The organism is Streptomyces yaizuensis, assembly GCF_034961445.1.
GTDB classification, from domain to species: Bacteria; Actinomycetota; Actinomycetes; order Streptomycetales; family Streptomycetaceae; genus Streptomyces; species Streptomyces yaizuensis.
This window is the reverse complement of record NZ_BSBI01000005.1, coordinates 247,360-262,712: the sequence shown is the minus strand read 5'-3', so window position 1 is coordinate 262,712 and position 15,353 is coordinate 247,360. Positions and strand designations below refer to the sequence as shown.

At 70.3% G+C, this 15,353-nt stretch carries 16 protein-coding genes; 14 read left to right on the top strand and 2 right to left on the bottom strand.

What is annotated here, in order from left to right:
* Positions 1-32 precede the first annotated feature (32 nt).
* A complete protein-coding gene (locus tag SYYSPA8_RS14870) occupies positions 33-671 on the bottom strand; it encodes a hypothetical protein (RefSeq protein ID WP_323447625.1) in 639 nt (212 codons plus the stop codon).
* A gap of 218 nt (positions 672-889) precedes the next feature.
* On the opposite strand from SYYSPA8_RS14870, the gene SYYSPA8_RS14865 reads away from it, so the two are divergent.
* Positions 890-1,828, top strand: coding sequence for a DUF5655 domain-containing protein (locus tag SYYSPA8_RS14865; protein ID WP_323447624.1), 939 nt, complete (start codon positions 890-892; stop codon positions 1,826-1,828).
* A 101-nt stretch (positions 1,829-1,929) separates the two neighbouring features.
* Here the strand turns inward: SYYSPA8_RS14865 and SYYSPA8_RS14860 are convergent, their stop codons facing one another.
* Complete coding sequence (locus tag SYYSPA8_RS14860) at positions 1,930-2,679, bottom strand: DNA-methyltransferase (protein WP_323447623.1); 750 nt, start codon at positions 2,677-2,679, stop codon at positions 1,930-1,932.
* A 543-nt stretch (positions 2,680-3,222) separates the two neighbouring features.
* Between SYYSPA8_RS14860 and SYYSPA8_RS14855 the strand changes: the two genes are divergently transcribed.
* The 13 genes from SYYSPA8_RS14855 (at position 3,223) to SYYSPA8_RS14795 (ending at position 15,225) form a co-directional block, all read left to right on the top strand.
* Positions 3,223-4,344 carry a C40 family peptidase gene (locus SYYSPA8_RS14855; RefSeq protein ID WP_323447622.1) on the top strand — a complete coding sequence of 374 codons (1,122 nt, stop codon included), beginning with the start codon at positions 3,223-3,225 and terminating at the stop codon, positions 4,342-4,344.
* An 81-nt stretch (positions 4,345-4,425) separates the two neighbouring features.
* A complete protein-coding gene (locus tag SYYSPA8_RS14850) occupies positions 4,426-4,734 on the top strand; it encodes a DUF6112 family protein (protein WP_040914073.1) in 309 nt (102 codons plus the stop codon).
* A 62-nt stretch (positions 4,735-4,796) separates the two neighbouring features.
* The gene (locus tag SYYSPA8_RS14845) at positions 4,797-5,459 is read left to right on the top strand and encodes a hypothetical protein (RefSeq protein ID WP_323447621.1); all 663 of its coding nucleotides are present in this window, start codon (positions 4,797-4,799) and stop codon (positions 5,457-5,459) included.
* A 26-nt stretch (positions 5,460-5,485) separates the two neighbouring features.
* Positions 5,486-7,063 carry an SCO6881 family protein gene (locus SYYSPA8_RS14840; protein WP_456115164.1) on the top strand — a complete coding sequence of 526 codons (1,578 nt, stop codon included), beginning with the start codon at positions 5,486-5,488 and terminating at the stop codon, positions 7,061-7,063.
* A gap of 80 nt (positions 7,064-7,143) precedes the next feature.
* Positions 7,144-8,613: an SCO6880 family protein gene (locus SYYSPA8_RS14835; protein WP_323447620.1), complete on the top strand. Its 1,470-nt coding sequence runs from the start codon at positions 7,144-7,146 to the stop codon at positions 8,611-8,613.
* Positions 8,614-8,632: 19 nt separating this feature from the next.
* Positions 8,633-9,040, top strand: a complete 408-nt coding sequence (locus SYYSPA8_RS14830) for a DUF6238 family protein (RefSeq protein ID WP_323447619.1) — start codon at positions 8,633-8,635, stop codon at positions 9,038-9,040.
* A gap of 19 nt (positions 9,041-9,059) precedes the next feature.
* The gene (locus tag SYYSPA8_RS14825; RefSeq protein WP_323447618.1) at positions 9,060-10,562 is read left to right on the top strand and encodes an ATP-binding protein; all 1,503 of its coding nucleotides are present in this window, start codon (positions 9,060-9,062) and stop codon (positions 10,560-10,562) included.
* 504 nt (positions 10,563-11,066) lie between these two features.
* Positions 11,067-12,221 carry a hypothetical protein gene (locus SYYSPA8_RS14820; protein ID WP_323447617.1) on the top strand — a complete coding sequence of 385 codons (1,155 nt, stop codon included), beginning with the start codon at positions 11,067-11,069 and terminating at the stop codon, positions 12,219-12,221.
* Between the two features lie 400 nt (positions 12,222-12,621).
* Positions 12,622-12,999 (top strand): hypothetical protein, encoded by a 378-nt coding sequence (locus tag SYYSPA8_RS14815; protein ID WP_323447616.1) that lies wholly within the window; start codon positions 12,622-12,624, stop codon positions 12,997-12,999.
* A complete protein-coding gene (locus SYYSPA8_RS14810; protein WP_323447615.1) occupies positions 12,990-13,487 on the top strand; it encodes a hypothetical protein in 498 nt (165 codons plus the stop codon). The genes SYYSPA8_RS14815 and SYYSPA8_RS14810 overlap by 10 nt, the downstream gene beginning before the upstream one ends.
* A gap of 29 nt (positions 13,488-13,516) precedes the next feature.
* The gene (locus SYYSPA8_RS14805) at positions 13,517-14,212 is read left to right on the top strand and encodes a hypothetical protein (RefSeq protein ID WP_323447614.1); all 696 of its coding nucleotides are present in this window, start codon (positions 13,517-13,519) and stop codon (positions 14,210-14,212) included.
* 271 nt (positions 14,213-14,483) lie between these two features.
* Positions 14,484-14,738, top strand: coding sequence for a hypothetical protein (locus tag SYYSPA8_RS14800; protein ID WP_323447613.1), 255 nt, complete (start codon positions 14,484-14,486; stop codon positions 14,736-14,738).
* A gap of 31 nt (positions 14,739-14,769) precedes the next feature.
* Positions 14,770-15,225, top strand: coding sequence for a hypothetical protein (locus tag SYYSPA8_RS14795; protein ID WP_323447612.1), 456 nt, complete (start codon positions 14,770-14,772; stop codon positions 15,223-15,225).
* Positions 15,226-15,353 lie beyond the last annotated feature (128 nt).

The window sequence follows — 15,353 nt, the reverse complement described above, 5'->3', positions numbered from 1 at the left end:
TTGTGCCGGTATCGGTGCTGGGCTGGTCAGGGTCATCCGGCGGCCGACTCGCTGAGGGTCCGGGCAAGGGCGGCGTGGTGGCGCATGACCGGGAGGGAACCGATGTCCACCTGCCGCTGCCCGTGGTCTTCGTCGCAGGGGCAGATGCTCCAGCCGTTCGTCTCCACGCGATCGGCTACCGATTCCACCAGGTCGGCGGTCTCCGTGAGCATCCCGACGGGAACCGTCGCGGTTCCGTCGCTGTAGCGCTTGACCTGGGCGGCACCGATCTCGGTGGCCAGGTCGAGCAGGTGGGCCGCAGCGGCACTGTCACCGTTGAACATGGCGTATTTCCCCGCCTGTGCCGTGGCCATGACCAGGTGTCCCAGTGAGGTCACGGGCACGTCCACCGTCCGGCCGTCGATCCGGACCGGTCGTACGGCGTGGGGCGAAGTGGCCCCGCCATGCTGGTCGGCGGCTGACTTCATGATCGTGTCGGCGACGGTCTCCGGTGTGACCAGGTGGACGGCTTCCTCCTCGTCCAGGCCGGTGGTCTGCGCCGCGAGGCCGACCAGGCGGGCGGCAACTCCGCGCACGGCGGTGGGCTCCACCTCGGATCCGCAGGTCAGCAGCACGGCTATCGCCTGGGTGACCAGTGTCTGGAGCGGGACGTTCTCTCGGGGATCTGCCACGGGCACCAGCCTACGAGGCGCTCCCCGCCCCTGCGGGCGGAATGATCCGGCCGGCGCGGGGCCGGAGACAGCGGCCGGGGCAGGGGTCTGTCCCGCAGGGCCGCCGGGGCCAGTGGCACCCCCCCGGTCCTCACGATCACGGTTTCATACCGGCGGAATATCCGCTGGCCCTGGGGGATTCTCTGCCCAGTCGATCTGCCGATGGGCTGGGGGTTCGTGTGGGTGATCTGAAGGCGTTCCGTGTGGATGGCGGGCGTGCGGTGGAGATGGCGGGTTCGTCGGTGGCGCTGGAGCGGGAGCTGCAGTCGCTGGTCGAGGGGAACATGGAGGCGATGCTGGGGATTCGGTTCCTGGTGTCGGAGTACGAGACGGGGCGGCACCGGGGTCGGATCGATTCGCTGGGGCTGGACGAGACCGGGGCTCCGGTGATCGTCGAGTACAAGCGGACCCGCGACAAAGAGGTGGTGACCCAGGCGCTGTCGTACCTGGCGTGGCTGAACGACAGCCACGCTGAGTTCGAGGGCCTGGTGCGGGACCGGCTGGGCGCGGAGGCGGCCGGGTCGGTGGACTGGAGCCGTCCGCGGATCGTGTGCGTGGCGGGGGATTTCACGCCGCACACGGTGGTGGCGCTGGAGATGATCCGGCAGCGGATCGACCTGGTGGCGTACCGGGTGTTCGAGGACGTGGTCACGCTGCGGCTGGTGGCCTCGTTCACCGGTACGCCGGTCGCTCCCGCCGTTCCTCGTCCCCGTACCGCCCCCGGGGCGGCCGGGTTGGTGGAGGAGGTGCCGGCTTCCGGTGGGGGAAGGACGGTGCGGCAGCACCTGGACGGGGCACCGCAGGAGCTGCGCGATCTGTTCGCAGATCTGGACGCGGTGCTGACGGAGTCGGGCTCGGTGCAGCGGGAGGCCCTGCAGCAGTACATCGCGTACCGGCGGATCAAGAACGTGGCGTCGGTGAAGGTCCAGCCCCGGAAGCGGACCTTGGTGGTGGTGCTGAAGGTGGACCCGGACTCGGTGGAGTTGGTCGAGGGCTTCACCCGCGATGTCCGGGGCATCGGGTTCCATGGCACGGGGGCTCTGGAGGTGCGGATCAGATCGCACGCCGATCTGGAGCGGGCCGGGGACCTGATCCGGCGGAGCGTCGAGGCCGGCTGACCCGGGCGCGAACATGCTGAGGGCGGTTGCCGTACCCCGGACCACCGGGGGCGGCAACCGCCCTCTTCTCGTTTCCGTCCCGGCCCGGGGCGGGGGTCTTCTCACTGCTCCGGTCCGGCGAGGTCGACGCCGTCCCGGGTCAGGGACGCCTCGCGCAGGCGCTGCTCGGCGACGTCGGCGTAGTGGTCGGACAGCTCGATCCCGACGAAGCTCCGGCCCTCCCGCAGGGCGGCGACTCCGATGGTGCCGGAGCCGGTGAAGGGGTCGAGGACGGTGCCGCCGGGGCGGGCGACCTGGACGAGCTGGCGCATCACCGAGGTGGGCTTCTGGGTGATGTGGACCCGGTCCTTGCGGGGCTGGGAGGCGACGTAGTGGCCGGGGAGGTAGAGGTCGCGGGTCTTGTCGAGGGTGCCCTTGACGCCCCAGAGGATGAACTCGGAGTCCTGCTTCGGCCCGCCCTTCCTCGGCCGGGACGCGGGCTTGATCCACGGGATGGTGCCGGACCAGGTCCAGCCCGCCATCTGCAGTGCGTCGGACGTCGTCGGCTCCTGCCGCCAGTCCGTGAACACCATCACCACGGCGTGCTCGCGGGCCGCCCGGTAGGACTCGGTGAGCAGGTCGGTCAGCCACGCCCGGTAGCTGCGCTGGTCGCGGTTCTCGCCGGGGAAGTTCGCCAGGTCGTGGCCGGCGTCGCCGCTGGTGTACTTCGCGCGGGCCGTGCGGGCGGTGCGTTCCGAGGACGTCCGGCCGCCGGAGTTGTACGGCGGGTCGGTGATCACGGCGTCGACGGACTCGTCGGGCAGGGTCTTCAGGACGGTGAGCGCGTCGCCTCGGTGCAGCGTGTACGGCACGGCGGTTTCTCCTTCGGGAAAAAGACGGCTGCACGCCCGCTGGATTCATGAGCACATGCGGGCGCGGCCCGCTCAAACACCCTGTCTGGGGTGAGCGGTGCCGCGAACAGTAGCCGTCTTTCCCGGCCGTACCCAATGACGTGATCCGGGGTTCCGGGGTCGTTTGGTGCGGCCGGATTTCCTTCCTACAGTCCCCCTCGTGTTCGCCGCTCCGGGCCCTGGCCGGGGGCCGGTTGAGCTGTGCTGTTGCGTGCTGTCCCGTCCAGGAGGCCGGGGTGCGGCTCTGTTCCGAAGGGGGCTTTCGACATGTGGCGGGTGAGATTACGAGGGCGGCTTGCTGCCGCTTCTGAATGACGGACTTGGTGTCCGGGGGTTAGCCGCTCCCGGACACCCACCCGGCCCTCTTCTTCTCTTTCTTCTTTGACCCGCCTGTTTTCCCGGTGACCTTTTCGACGAGAAAGCCGGGGCCGGGCGGCCTACACGCAAGGAGCCGTCCATGCGGCATGCCCAGATACGCCCCTCGCCCTCCTTGGCGGGGCGGTCGTGAAGAAGGTCGGGGTGATCGCGGGGGGTGTCGCGCTGGCCCCGCTGCTGCTGATCGCTCCGGTCGCCGTCGCCCTGGTCGGCGCCACCAACGCCCAGGCCACCTGCGACGCCGGTGCACAGGGGGTGGATACGGGGGCGGTCGCCGCGCAGGTGTCTTCGATCCTGAACGGCGGGGACGGCGGCGGTGTTTCGGTGCCGGGCCTGACCAGCCCGAAGGAGCAGATTCCGCACGCGCGGACGATCCAGGCCACCGGGGTGGCGATGAAGGTCCCCGTCCGCGGGCAGATCGTCGCGCTCGCCACCGCCATGCAGGAGTCGGGCCTGCGGAACCTGGACTACGGGGACCGGGACTCACTGGGCTTGTTCCAGCAGCGGCCGTCGATGGGCTGGGGCACCCCGGAGCAGGTCCGGGACCCGGTGTACGCCTCGACCAAGTTCTACGAGGGCCTCCTCAAGGTCTCGGGCTGGGAGTCGATGACCGTCACCCAGGCCGCGCAGGCCGTCCAGCTCAGCGGCTTCCCCGACGCGTACGCGAAGTGGGAGCCGCTGGCCACCGCGCTGCAGAAGGCCATCGCCCCCACCCTCACCGAGGACGGCAACGGCTCCGGGTCCGAGGGCGGCGACACTCCAGGCAGTCCTGCTGGTTGTGGTCCTGGTGGGGACGGGTCGGAGTTCGGTCCGATCCCGGCCGGGGTGCTGCCGAAGGGGTACGAGATCCCGTCCGATGCGCCGAAGTCGGTGCAGACGGCGATCCGCTGGGGTCTCGGTGCCCTGGGCACCCCGTACCAGTGGGGCGGGACGTGCTCGAACCCCCGGGGGCAGGACCCGATGGGGCGGTGCGACTGCTCGTCCCTGATGCAGGCCGCGTACAAGGCCGGCGGTATCTCCCTGACCCGGACCACGTACACCCAGGTCAAGGAGGGTAAGCCGGTCGGCGTCGGGTCGATCAGGCCCGGTGACCTCCTTTTCACCCGGGGCACGGCCCAGGTCCCGGAGCACGTCGGCCTGTTCATCGGGTCCGGGCTGATCCTGCACTCCCCGCGCACCGGCGACGTCGTCAAGATCGCCACCCTCGCGGAGTGGCGGCCGGACATCCTCGCCGTCCGCCGCGTCGTCTGACGCCCTCGCGTCACCCTCCCCCTCCCTCACTTTCTCTCTTCCTCCCCGGGCATCCGTGTGCCCTGAAACAGGAGTTTTGTGGTGAACATCAGCCAGTCGGGTCAGTTCCTGGCCTTCAACCCCGGCATCAAGCCCGCGGACGGCGGCCTCCCGGGCCTGGATGTCCTGAAGGACGTCATCAGCTCGATCAACCTCTTCGGGATCATCGCGGTGGTCGGGGCGCTCGCGGTGTCGGCGCTGGTGTGGGCCTGGGGCCACCACTCCGGCGGTCACCAGGCCGAGGCGAACGGCAAGAAGGGCACGGTCGTCGCCGCCGGCTGCGCGCTTCTGCTGGGCGCGGCGAACGGCATCGTCAGCTTCTTCTCCGCGATGGGCACCCAGGTCAACTGATGCCCTCACACGAGAAGAAATCTTCCTCCCACCGCAGTCCCCGGCCCCCGAGGGGTTCGCTGGTGCCGGGCCCTGGGTCGTCGGTGCTGCACCGGTCCCTGATCGTGGCCGTGGTGCTGGCGCTGCTGACCGGCCTCGCCGGGCTGGTCGCCTTCCTCACCCGTGAGGACACCCGCACCACCGCCGAGCGGGAGTCGGTGCCGGAGACGCGGCAGTCGGCTCCGTCGGCCCCGGCACCGGTGAAGGTCCCGAAAGGGGGCCAGGTGGCGGCGCCCGTGAGCACGTCCGATCCGGTGGAGTTCGCCAAGGCCGCCGCGAAGGTCCTGTGGTCGTACGACACCCGCCGCCTCTCCCAGCCCGAGCACATCGCCGGGCTCAAACGGTGGATGACGACGGACAAGAAGTACGCGGACTGGTCCTCGGTCGCCGACCTGGTGCCGGATCCGGTGCTGTGGTCGCGGATGAGCGACCAGGACCAGTACGCGACCGCCACAGTCGGCGAGGGCCACTTCCCGCAGGCGTTCAAGACCGCGCTCGCCGCCGATCCGGGGGCGATCACCGACGCATACATCTACGCGGTCACGGTCACCGGCCGCCAGTCGATCACCTGGACCGGCTCCGACCAGGGCACCGGCGCCGAGGCCCGGTCCTCGACCCTCGCCGTCCAGTGCCGCCCCAACCGAGACTGCCGCCTCGCGGCCGTCCTGCCCACCACCGCCCCATGACCACCCCGTACGAAAGGAGGTGAACCATGCCTTCAGCATGTGACCTGCCCCTGATGAACACCGTCTGCGACGCCGTCAGCGGCGTGGCGAGTTCGACCGGCCAGGCCATCACGGACGGCATCGGCGCCTGGATCGCCAAGTCCATGGGCGAGATGGCCCAGGCCGCCGCCGACCTCGCCGCCCAGGCCGTGGACAAGACCACCGCCGTCGACCTGGACGCGACCTGGTTCCGCGAGAACTACGAGCTGCTGCTGCCAATCGGCCTGGTGCTGATCGTCGGCACGTTCTGCCTGCAGTTGATCCGGGCGGCGTGGCGGCGGGACGAGCGGGCCCTGTTCCAGGCCGTGACCGGCACGGTCGCCGGGGTGTTCTTCGCGTTCGCCGCCATCGCCTGCACCACGATCGCCCTGACCATCGTGGACGCGCTGTCCGCGGGGTTGTTCAAGGCGGCGAACTCCTCGGTGGACGACGCGATCCGCCGTGTCATCAAGGTCAATTCCTACGGGGCGATGTACGGGCTCGGCTGGGGCATCCCCGCGATCGTCGCCCTCGGCGCCACCATCGGCGCCTTCCTCTACTGGGCCGTCATGGTCGCCCGCAAGGTCGGCATCCTCATCCTCGTCACCCTGGCGGTGTTCGCCGGGGCCGGCGGCGGCTGGGAAGTCGCCCGCCGCTGGCGCAGGGGCTGGATCGAGGCCACCAGCTCCCTGATCGTCTCCAAACTGCTGATGACGATCGTGTTCCTCCTCGGCGTCTCCGCCATGGGCAAGACCGACCCCACGGACGGCCTCAGTGCCCTGTCGGACGCCATGGCCGGAATCGTGATCATGGTCCTCGTCCTCCTATGCCCCTATGCGACGTACAAGTTCGTGCACTGGGCGGCCGAGGGCAGCGGGCAGGACGATCTGCACCGCACCGGCGTCGCCGGGGTCACGGTCGCGGCCGGGGCAGCGAAGACCGCCGGACAGCTCGCCATGCAGGCCGGCACGGGTATGCCCGCGCCGCAGGGCCCGGCCAAGGTCCCCGGCCAGGGCCCCGGGGGCGTCGCCGCCGGTATCAACCCGGCCGGAGGCAACACCTCGCCGGAGGGGATCAGCGGGGACGAGCCGCCGCAGACCACCTTCCGGTTCGGCGAGGACCCGAACGCCACCGGCGACAAGGGCCAGCCCCTCATCCGCCGCCCCCGTACCGACGGCGACAAGGGCCGACCCCTCATCCAGCGACCCGGCCAACCCACCAGCACCGGCGGCGCGAGTGGCGGAGCATCCGCAGGAGCCACCGGGACGACCGGGGCAGCGACCGGAGCGACCAGCGCCCCCGGCCCGTCGGGTACCGCTGCCGCGCCGACCGCATCGGGACCGGCCCCGGCCGGCCCGGGATCATCCGGCCCGAGCGGCTCGGATGGTTCGGCAACCGCGCCGGGACCGGTGCCCACCGGGGCACCGACCGGTCCGCCCCCGGGAATCCAGGCGGCTCCGGCCAAGCCCACGCAGCCCCGGCCGCCGGCTCCGTCGGGGCTGAGTCCGCAGGGCGGGACGACCCCGGCCCGGTGGGTCTACCCGAAGCCGCCCACCGGTCCGGGCGGCTCGGACCCCCGGTCCTGACCGGCTGACCGGCACCCCTGGGGGCGCACCCACCCGTCCGCCCCCAGGGCACCACCTTCTTCCTCAAGGACGACACACCCATGCACCCTGATTCCACGGCTCCCGTCGCTCCGGCCACAGTGAAGTTCCCCCACCGCTCCCGCCGGGGCGTGCTCCTCGGCTTCACGGCGCCGCAGCTCGTCGCCGTCGCCCTGACCGGCCTGCTCCTCCTCGCCGTCCTCATGTCCACCGGCGTCCCCGGCGCGCTGAAGCTGATCCCTCTGTGGACCGTGATCCTCGCGGCCGTGTCCGTCCGGTACCGGGGGCGCTCACTCGCCGACTGGGCCCCGATCGCTCTCCGCTACACGACCCGTCGGGCGAAGGGGCAGCTCGTGTGGCTGACCCGGCCGTCGTCCCGGCCCCGGCGGGAGGGTCTGCTCCATCTCCCGGGCACGGCCGCGTCCCTTCGGGTGGTCACCTCCCCCGACCGCCGCACCGGCGCCGTGCACGACCCGCACCAGGGCACGCTGACTGCGGTCGTCCGGGTCTCCTCGCGGGCGTTCGCGCTGCTTGACCCGGCGGCGCAGAATCACAATGTCGCCGGGTGGGGCCGGACCCTGGCGGCGCTGTCCCGTACCGGGCACATCGCCCGGGTGCAGGTCCTGGAGCGGACGGTGCCGGACTCCGGTGACGCGCTCCAGAGGTACTGGTCCGAACACGGCGACCCCGGCACCCACCTCGCCGGGCCCGTCTACACCGATCTCCTGACCGCCGCCGGGCCCGCCGCCGCCCCGCACGAGAGCTACGTCGCCATCGCCCTCGACCTGAAGGCCGCCCGCCGTCTGATCAACCAGGCCGGCGGCGGACTCACCGGGGCGTTCTCCGTACTGACCCAGTTGACCGCGACGTTCGACCAGTCGGTGCGCAACGCCGGTCTCACCCCGGGCGGGTGGCTGACCGCAGGCGAGATCGCCGCCGTGATCCGTACCGCCTACGACCCGAAGGCGAGCGCCGCCCTCGACCAGTGGTCCCCGGGTGACCGGCCGGAGGCCGATCCCGCCGCCGCCGGACCGGTGGTGCTGGTGGAGAAGGCGGACCGGATCGAGACCGACTCGGCCCAACACGCCACGTTCTGGATCGAGAACTGGCCCCGGATCGAAACCAGTGCCGGGTTCCTGCACCAGCTCCTGTTCACCTCCGGCGTCCGCCGCACCCTCTCCCTCACCTACGCGCCGAAGGGCCTCGACGCCGCGCTCAAGGACGTGCAGCGGAAGAAGGCGACGGTCATCGCGGACGCGGCGGAGCGGCAGCGCAAGGGCCAGGTCGACTCCGAGGAGGACAACGTCGAGTACGCGGACATCAAGAACCGCGAACGCGAGCTGATCGCCGGCCACGCCGATGTCGCCCTCACTGGGCTCGTGACCGTGTCCGCGGATACCCCCGAGCAGCTCAACTCCGCGTGCGCGGCGATCGAGACGGCGGCCGTGGCGGCGCTGGTCGATCTGCGTCCGCTGACCTGGCAGCAGGCCGAGGCGTTCACCAACGCCGCCCTGCCCCTCGCCCGCCCGTGACCCAGGGACCGAGAAGCCGATGCCGACCGACCTGGCGTTCGCCACCGAGGCCCTGGACTTCCACCGGGCGATCACCGTCCCCGACGGCCCGCTCGCCGCCACCCGCCCGGAGCTGGACGCCCTGCACCAGCACTGCCTCGCCCTCTACGCCCTCCTCGACGCCCACACCACCCGCACCACCCCCCTCGACCGCGCCGGGGGCGAGGCCCTACGGGCAGCGCGGGTGCGGCTGTGGCAGGCGGCCGAACACCTCCACGCCGCCTGGCACCGCGCCCCCGCCACCGACACCGACCGGCTCCTCGTCCGCGGCGGCTGCCGTCCCCGACTGCCGGTCTGCGGGCGCCACCTGCGGACGTCCGTCCGCGTCCGCCGCACCCACACCCCCGCCGAGCTACGGGCCCCGTTCACCGGCCCCGACCACCTCTGAACCACCGGAGTACCCACCGATGTCCGTACGCCCCCGGGCTTCCGCGAGCCCGCTGTTCACCCCCCACCGCACCGACCGCCGGTCCTCCCGGCGGGCGAAGGCGGACTTCACCGCCGCGCAGGCGAAGGCCCGCCATGCCGCCCGTCCCCAGGACCGCCGTACCGCCACCGGGCCGGACCCGGATCTCCAGCCGACGTATCCCTCGTCCGGCCGACCCGGTCCGGCCTCCGCCCGCGGCGGACAGCTGAAGCTCCCAGCCCACCGGATGACGACCGCCGTCGCATCCGGGGCGTACCCCTTCCTCGCCGAGGGCGGGCTCGGCGCCCAGGGCATCTACGTCGGGCAGGACGTCCACGCCGAAGCCAGCTTCTGCTACGACCCCTTCGCCCTCTACGGGCGGCTGGAGGGGTTCACCAACCCGAACATCCTGCTCGCCGGGATCATCGGCATGGGGAAGTCCGCCCTCGCCAAGAGCCTGGCGCTGCGGGCCACCGCCTTCGGCTACAAGGTCTACGTCCCCTGCGACCCGAAGGGGGAGTGGACGGTCGTCGCGCGGGAGCTGGGCGGGCAGACCATCGCCCTCGGGCCCGGCCTCCCCGGCCGGCTGAACCCGCTGGACGCGCCGGAGAAGCCGTACGGGATCAGCGACAAGGACTGGACCACCGAGGTCCGCAAGCGCCGCCTGCTCCTCCTCGGCTCCCTGGCCAAGACCGTACTCCGCCGTGAACTCCACCCCATGGAGCACACCGCCCTGGACATCGCACTCGACCAAGTCGTCGCCTACACGCAGCAGACGGGGACCACCCCGCTGCTCGGCGATGTCGCCTTCGTCCTCGGCTCGCCCCAGCACCTCGACGCCGCCACCGGCGAATCGTCCGGGCGGCTTGGCCGGGCCGCCGAGGACCTCGCCCACGCCCTCCGGCGCATGATCCACGGCGACTTGGGCGGGATGTTCGACGCCCCGTCGACCGTACGGTTCGACCCGTCGGCGCCGATGCTGTCGATCGACCTGTCCCGGCTCGGCGGCACCGGCGACGACACGGGGCTGGTGCTGGCGATGACCTGCGCCAGTGCATGGATGGAGGCTGCGATCTCCGACCCCACCGCCGGGCGCCGCTGGGTGATCTACGACGAGGCGTGGCGGGTGATGCGGCACGTCGCCCTGCTGGAACGGATGCAATCCCAGTGGAAACTCTCCCGAGGCCTGGGAATCGCCAACATGATGGTCATCCACCGGCTGTCCGATCTGCTCACCGCGGGCGAGGTCGGCTCCCGAGGCCGCGCCCTCGCCGAGGGCCTGCTCACGGACTGCAGCACCCGGATCATCTACCGGCAGGAAGCCGACCAGCTCGCCTCCGCAGCCACCCTCCTCGGCCTCACCGGCGTCGAGACCCAGGCCGTCTCCGCCCTCACCAAGGGGCGCGGGCTATGGAAAGTCGCAGGCCGGAGCTTCATCACCCAACACCTGCTTCACCCGGCCGAGCGAGGGCTGTTCGATACCGACGCTCGGATGTCCGCTTGACCTGCTCCAAGCCCTACGGGAGGTTCTCGACGGCAGTCCGCGCGTCCATAGACAGCGGGTCGCCGAGAACGCTCTGGTCCCCGCGTCGCCACCGGGCCGACAAGCTCCCGGTCAGGGCTCTTGCCAAGCCCTACGCCGTAGGTTGGGACCGAGCCTTGGCCTCAACCAACGATTCCGTCCACCCTGATCGAAGTACCCGCGCGGCGGAGGCCGCTTCGTGCCCTCGACCAGCAGTATCTGTGATGGCCAAGGTGAGAACCACGCTGATTGTCGGTAGCAGCGTCTAGGGTTCGGCGCATGTCCTCCTCAACCGCTTGGCTCAACGCAAAGACACCTCTGACACCGGTGTATCCCTTCAACGCTCCAGGAACTGCGGTCACCCTCTACGATGGCCCCATAGGTGGAACGACGGGCCCCATAGCGAACGGAATTGTCCAGTACGACTGTTCCCCGGGTCCGCGTGTCTCTTGGAGGCTGTGCACTGAGACCCAGAGCCTTACCTTCGTGGAAAGAACCGAACTGTTTCTTCTTGCACGCGGCATCGAACTGCCAGTCCAGAGCCTGGATGCCATCAGCGGAATTTCCAATGGCACTTCTTACGGGGACCCGGCCGCTCCACTCAGTCGAGTCGTGGCCCACTGGTTCAATCTGCCCCGATGGCATGGAACCGACCACTTGGTAGCTCAGACCATCAACGGGTCGCCGCAAGTCGTAGCTGGTGGGCGGAGCGTGTACGAGTCGGATGGATGGAAGATCACGCTGGACGTTCGCGCCGACCACAAGGCGATCTTCTCCGACGTCCGTCAGACCGATGTCCACGTCATGACCCATGTGATGGAAGTCCGCCGCCTGGACGGAACCTCGTTCACTGCCACTGAGGTCGAGCCTCTCCTCAGCGCTCTGCACCTTGGGCTGTCCTTCGCCCTGGGCCGATGGGTCGCCCCAGCCCTGCCTGTGGGGCAGAACGACCAAGGTGAGACGGTGTGGGGCCAGTGGGGTCCGATGCTCTGTGACCCGGCGCGTAAGACCAGTTCAGGCTGGTGGTACCCCGAAGACCAGGAATCCCTGGCAGCTTTGCTGGACTGCCTCCTTCCCTCCTTTCGCGATCCCGGTAGAGAACAGTCGCTTCGTCTGCAGATTCAGTACGCGATCACAGCCATAGTCGACCGCGGGTTCGTTGAGCAGCGAATCATGAGCGGAGCTGCCGGACTGGAGCACGTAATGTGGCAGGAACTGGTACTCAACAGTCGGCTAACAGAAGCCGAGTTCAAATCCCACTCATGGCCAGCGCATAAGAAGTTGCGCTGGCTCCTGATGGACGCCGAAACCGATCTGCGAGTGCGAGCCGACCAACTGCCAGCAGCCGCGTTCTTCGTAGCTGGCCTGGAGGTGAGCGGGGAGCGATTGCCGGACGGCGCCGACGTGGTCACACGGGTACGCAACCGGCTCGTCCACCCTAAAGAGGAACAAGAGCCTGTTTATCGAATCAAAGGGCTGGTCGCTGAGACCTGGTTCCTCACCCGCCATTATCTGACGATGCTAGTCCTCCATTCGATCGGCTACCGAGGCCGCTACCAAGATCTGTCCAGGACTAACGGGTGGGTCGGCGAGACCATGCCCGTCCCATGGGCTGCCCGTCACTCTGCGACGGGGGAGTAGCTCACTTCCGTTGGCGGAGATGCCACCTCATACCGTGGTCCAGCCAGTCCAACTGAAGCAACCTCGCTGTGGCTGAGGTCGCTGCTGTGAGACTTACGCAGGAGGCTGTGCTGATCACAAGCCCAGCCCAGAGGGCCCGTCGGTAACAGTGCGCTCTGAGAAGGCGGGTGCGGTGACTGGCAGCCACCGATCCATCGCACCGCGCAAAGTACTGAGGGCGAATCGAAGCCGCGGTTACGTTGCAACCTCCGCTCTGCGTCTAGCCTGAGCCTCCCGGCTGCGCCAAATCGGCCTGTCAACGGGACCATCGCGCTCCCCGTGCTGTTCCCAGCGGCGGTCCGTCCCGTGGAGGGTGCGTTCGTGACACAGTTGGAGCCCGACGTGCCCCTTCAGGGCTGCGGTGGAGATCGCGCACGACCTGTCGTTCCTGGCCGAAGTTCTGCGCGTCCACCACTTCGCGGACTGGGAGCTGGCCGAGGAAAACACCATCGCCGGTGTCCATCAAGAAGTCACCGTTGACGACAGGCTCCTCGGCTTCCAGCTCTCGGCCGCAGTGATGCCGAGCACCTTCCCGGTAGCGGTACAGCCTGTTTCTACCAAGCCGAGCTTTCGCATGCCGATGTCGTCGCCTCCCTCTGTCATCCGTTCACCGCGACGCCGTCCGTCAACCCTGCGTCTCGGGCTCGCCCGTGGCGTTTCCATCTGGCAACCGCAGCTGATATCCCGTTTCCCTCGTTCTCCGTTCGTCTCACACCGAGGAGCACGTTCATGGCTGTGAAGACCGTCTGGCCTGTTGACCATGCCTGCGGGCACGCCGTCGAGGTGGATCTGTCCGCCCGTCCGGCCGATCAGCGGGCGGGGTATGCCCGGTGGCTGGCCGGGCGGGACTGCACCGCCTGCTGGCAGGCCGCCCGCACCGGCGATGCCGAGGCCACCGCGTCCTGGCTGGCCGGGCAGCGGGCCGCCGAGGCCGAGGTGGCACAGGTGTGGGAGGTGGAGTTCCGGATGCCGCCGCTTGAGGGCGGCGAGCGTGCGGTGGCCTGGGGTGCGCGGTGCCGCCATCAGCTCGTCACCGCCGCGTACGCCTCACTCGTCACCGAGGGCGAGACGAGTGAGGCGGAGTGGGCGGTGGTGGAGGACGCGGTGCGGCCGGTGACACGTGCCGGTTGGTGGATCGACCAGCGCGAGGCCGACCCGGCGGATCTCCCGGAGCTGCTGGCCGCCGCCACGAGGGCGGACCGGCCCACCGAGAACCCTCACTTCTGATCTCCGCCCTTCACCTTCTGGAGTCCTTGATGTCCGATTCCGAGCAGCCGCATGTGGTGATCGTCCGTGAGCGGGGCGGGAACGTCGCCGCCATCCCCCGCAGCGGCTTCCGGCGGGCCGAGCACGGCGCTCTGGCCGTGGAGGTGCTGCGGCACGCCGGGTTCATCGACGACCACGGCCTGGTCTCCCTGCAGTACCGGCTGCACTGGGACATGGGCCGGGAGTACGAGAACCGGCAGGCCACCTCGGCGGCGCGGATGCTCGGCGCGGCTGGCTTCCGGGTCGACCTCGACCCCACCCTCGACACCGACCGGCTCACCACCCCCTCCGACCCGGGCGGTCGGCAGGTCCTCGGGCAGCAGCTCCTGCGGCTGACCGACCAGCTCGGCGCCGCCCGGTCTCCGGCGGAGGCTGCGGATCTCGCGGAGCACGTCCTCGACCCGAACGACGGGGTTCTGGTGCGGCTGTCGCAGTTCTTCGAGACCGCCGTCGAGGTGGTCAGGGATGTCGGCGCCGACGAGGGCCGGGAGGTGGCGGACGTGTTCGAGGCCGCCGCCGAAGGGCTCACCACGCTCTTCGACGACCTCGATGAGACCGCCTCAGAGCTGCGCTCCCTGGGTTCCGGTGATGCCGCCCCGGAGTGGCGGGCCCAGGTCACCGACTACTACGCCACCGCACCGGCCAGGGCTGCGGCCCCGCCCTCGGGTGAAGCCGGCCCGCAGTGAACCCCGTGCCCGCTCCGGGCCGTGTCCCACCCCGTTCCCGCTGACCAGGAGGTACACAGCATGACCACCGTCCCGCCCCCGGTCACTAACGCCGCCGGGCTCGCCAACACCACCCTGGCCTCCTTGACCGACCGTCTGCTGGAGGCGGACGAGACGAGCACGGTCGCCGCCGAGGTGCGGCCGTTCTTCGACCCCGGCCACGGGGCACTAGGTAAGGCGGCCTCCGTCCTCTGGGTCGTCGGGGACCACGCCCCAGTCCCTCATCCGATCCTTGGACGAGAGCGATCCGGCATACCGGCTGTGGCACCAACTGGCTTCCGCAGCCGAGAACCTGGGCGACCTCCAGACCGAACTCGCCGCCACCGCAGACACCCTCCATGCCCTGACCACCGGCCAGGAGCCGGGGCTGCAAGAAGCCGCCCGCGCCCAGTCCCCCTCCCTCACCGGCCGGACCGTCGCCCCCTCGCCCGCTGTCCCGTCGGCCCCGGCGCCGTCCACCGTCCCGTGCCGGGGCCGGACCCGGTAACCACCCCGCTTCTTCGCTGAAAGGTTCCTGCATGTCCTTCCGCCACGAGGATTCCGGCACCGACGCCGCGATCTACCGCAAACCCCTGGGCAGCGAGGTCATCGCCGACGCCACCGATCCCCGCGCCCATCAGGTCCTGCGGGAGTGCGGATTCACCGAGAACTCGGTGCCGCCGCTGTATGTGCGGCACGACCTGCCCGAGGGCCTCTCCGCCGAGGAGGAAAGGAGCCGGTCCACCCGCGCCACGGTTCTCCTGCGGGCCGCCGGGTTCGACGCGGAACTCGACCCGTCGCTGTTCTCCGAGGCGGCGTACGAGGCCATGCTGACGGAGGTCCGTACCAGCCGGGCCGACCGGAGCGCTGCGGCCACCGCCCCCTCTCCCGCCGCGACCACCCGCGCCCCTGCCGTTCCGGAGCCGACCGCACCCGCGGCGGCCCGCCCGGCTACCACAATGGCCTCTTCCTCTTCCGTTCCTCGCCGCCGCTGAAGGAGTCCGCCGTGTTCGTGATCACCAGAGCCCTGGGCCGTCCCCGCCTCTCCGCCCGTCTGCCTGCTCCGTCTGGGACCGCTCTGTGTCTTCTTCTCGTCCGCCCTCGGCCACCACCGGGACCGACT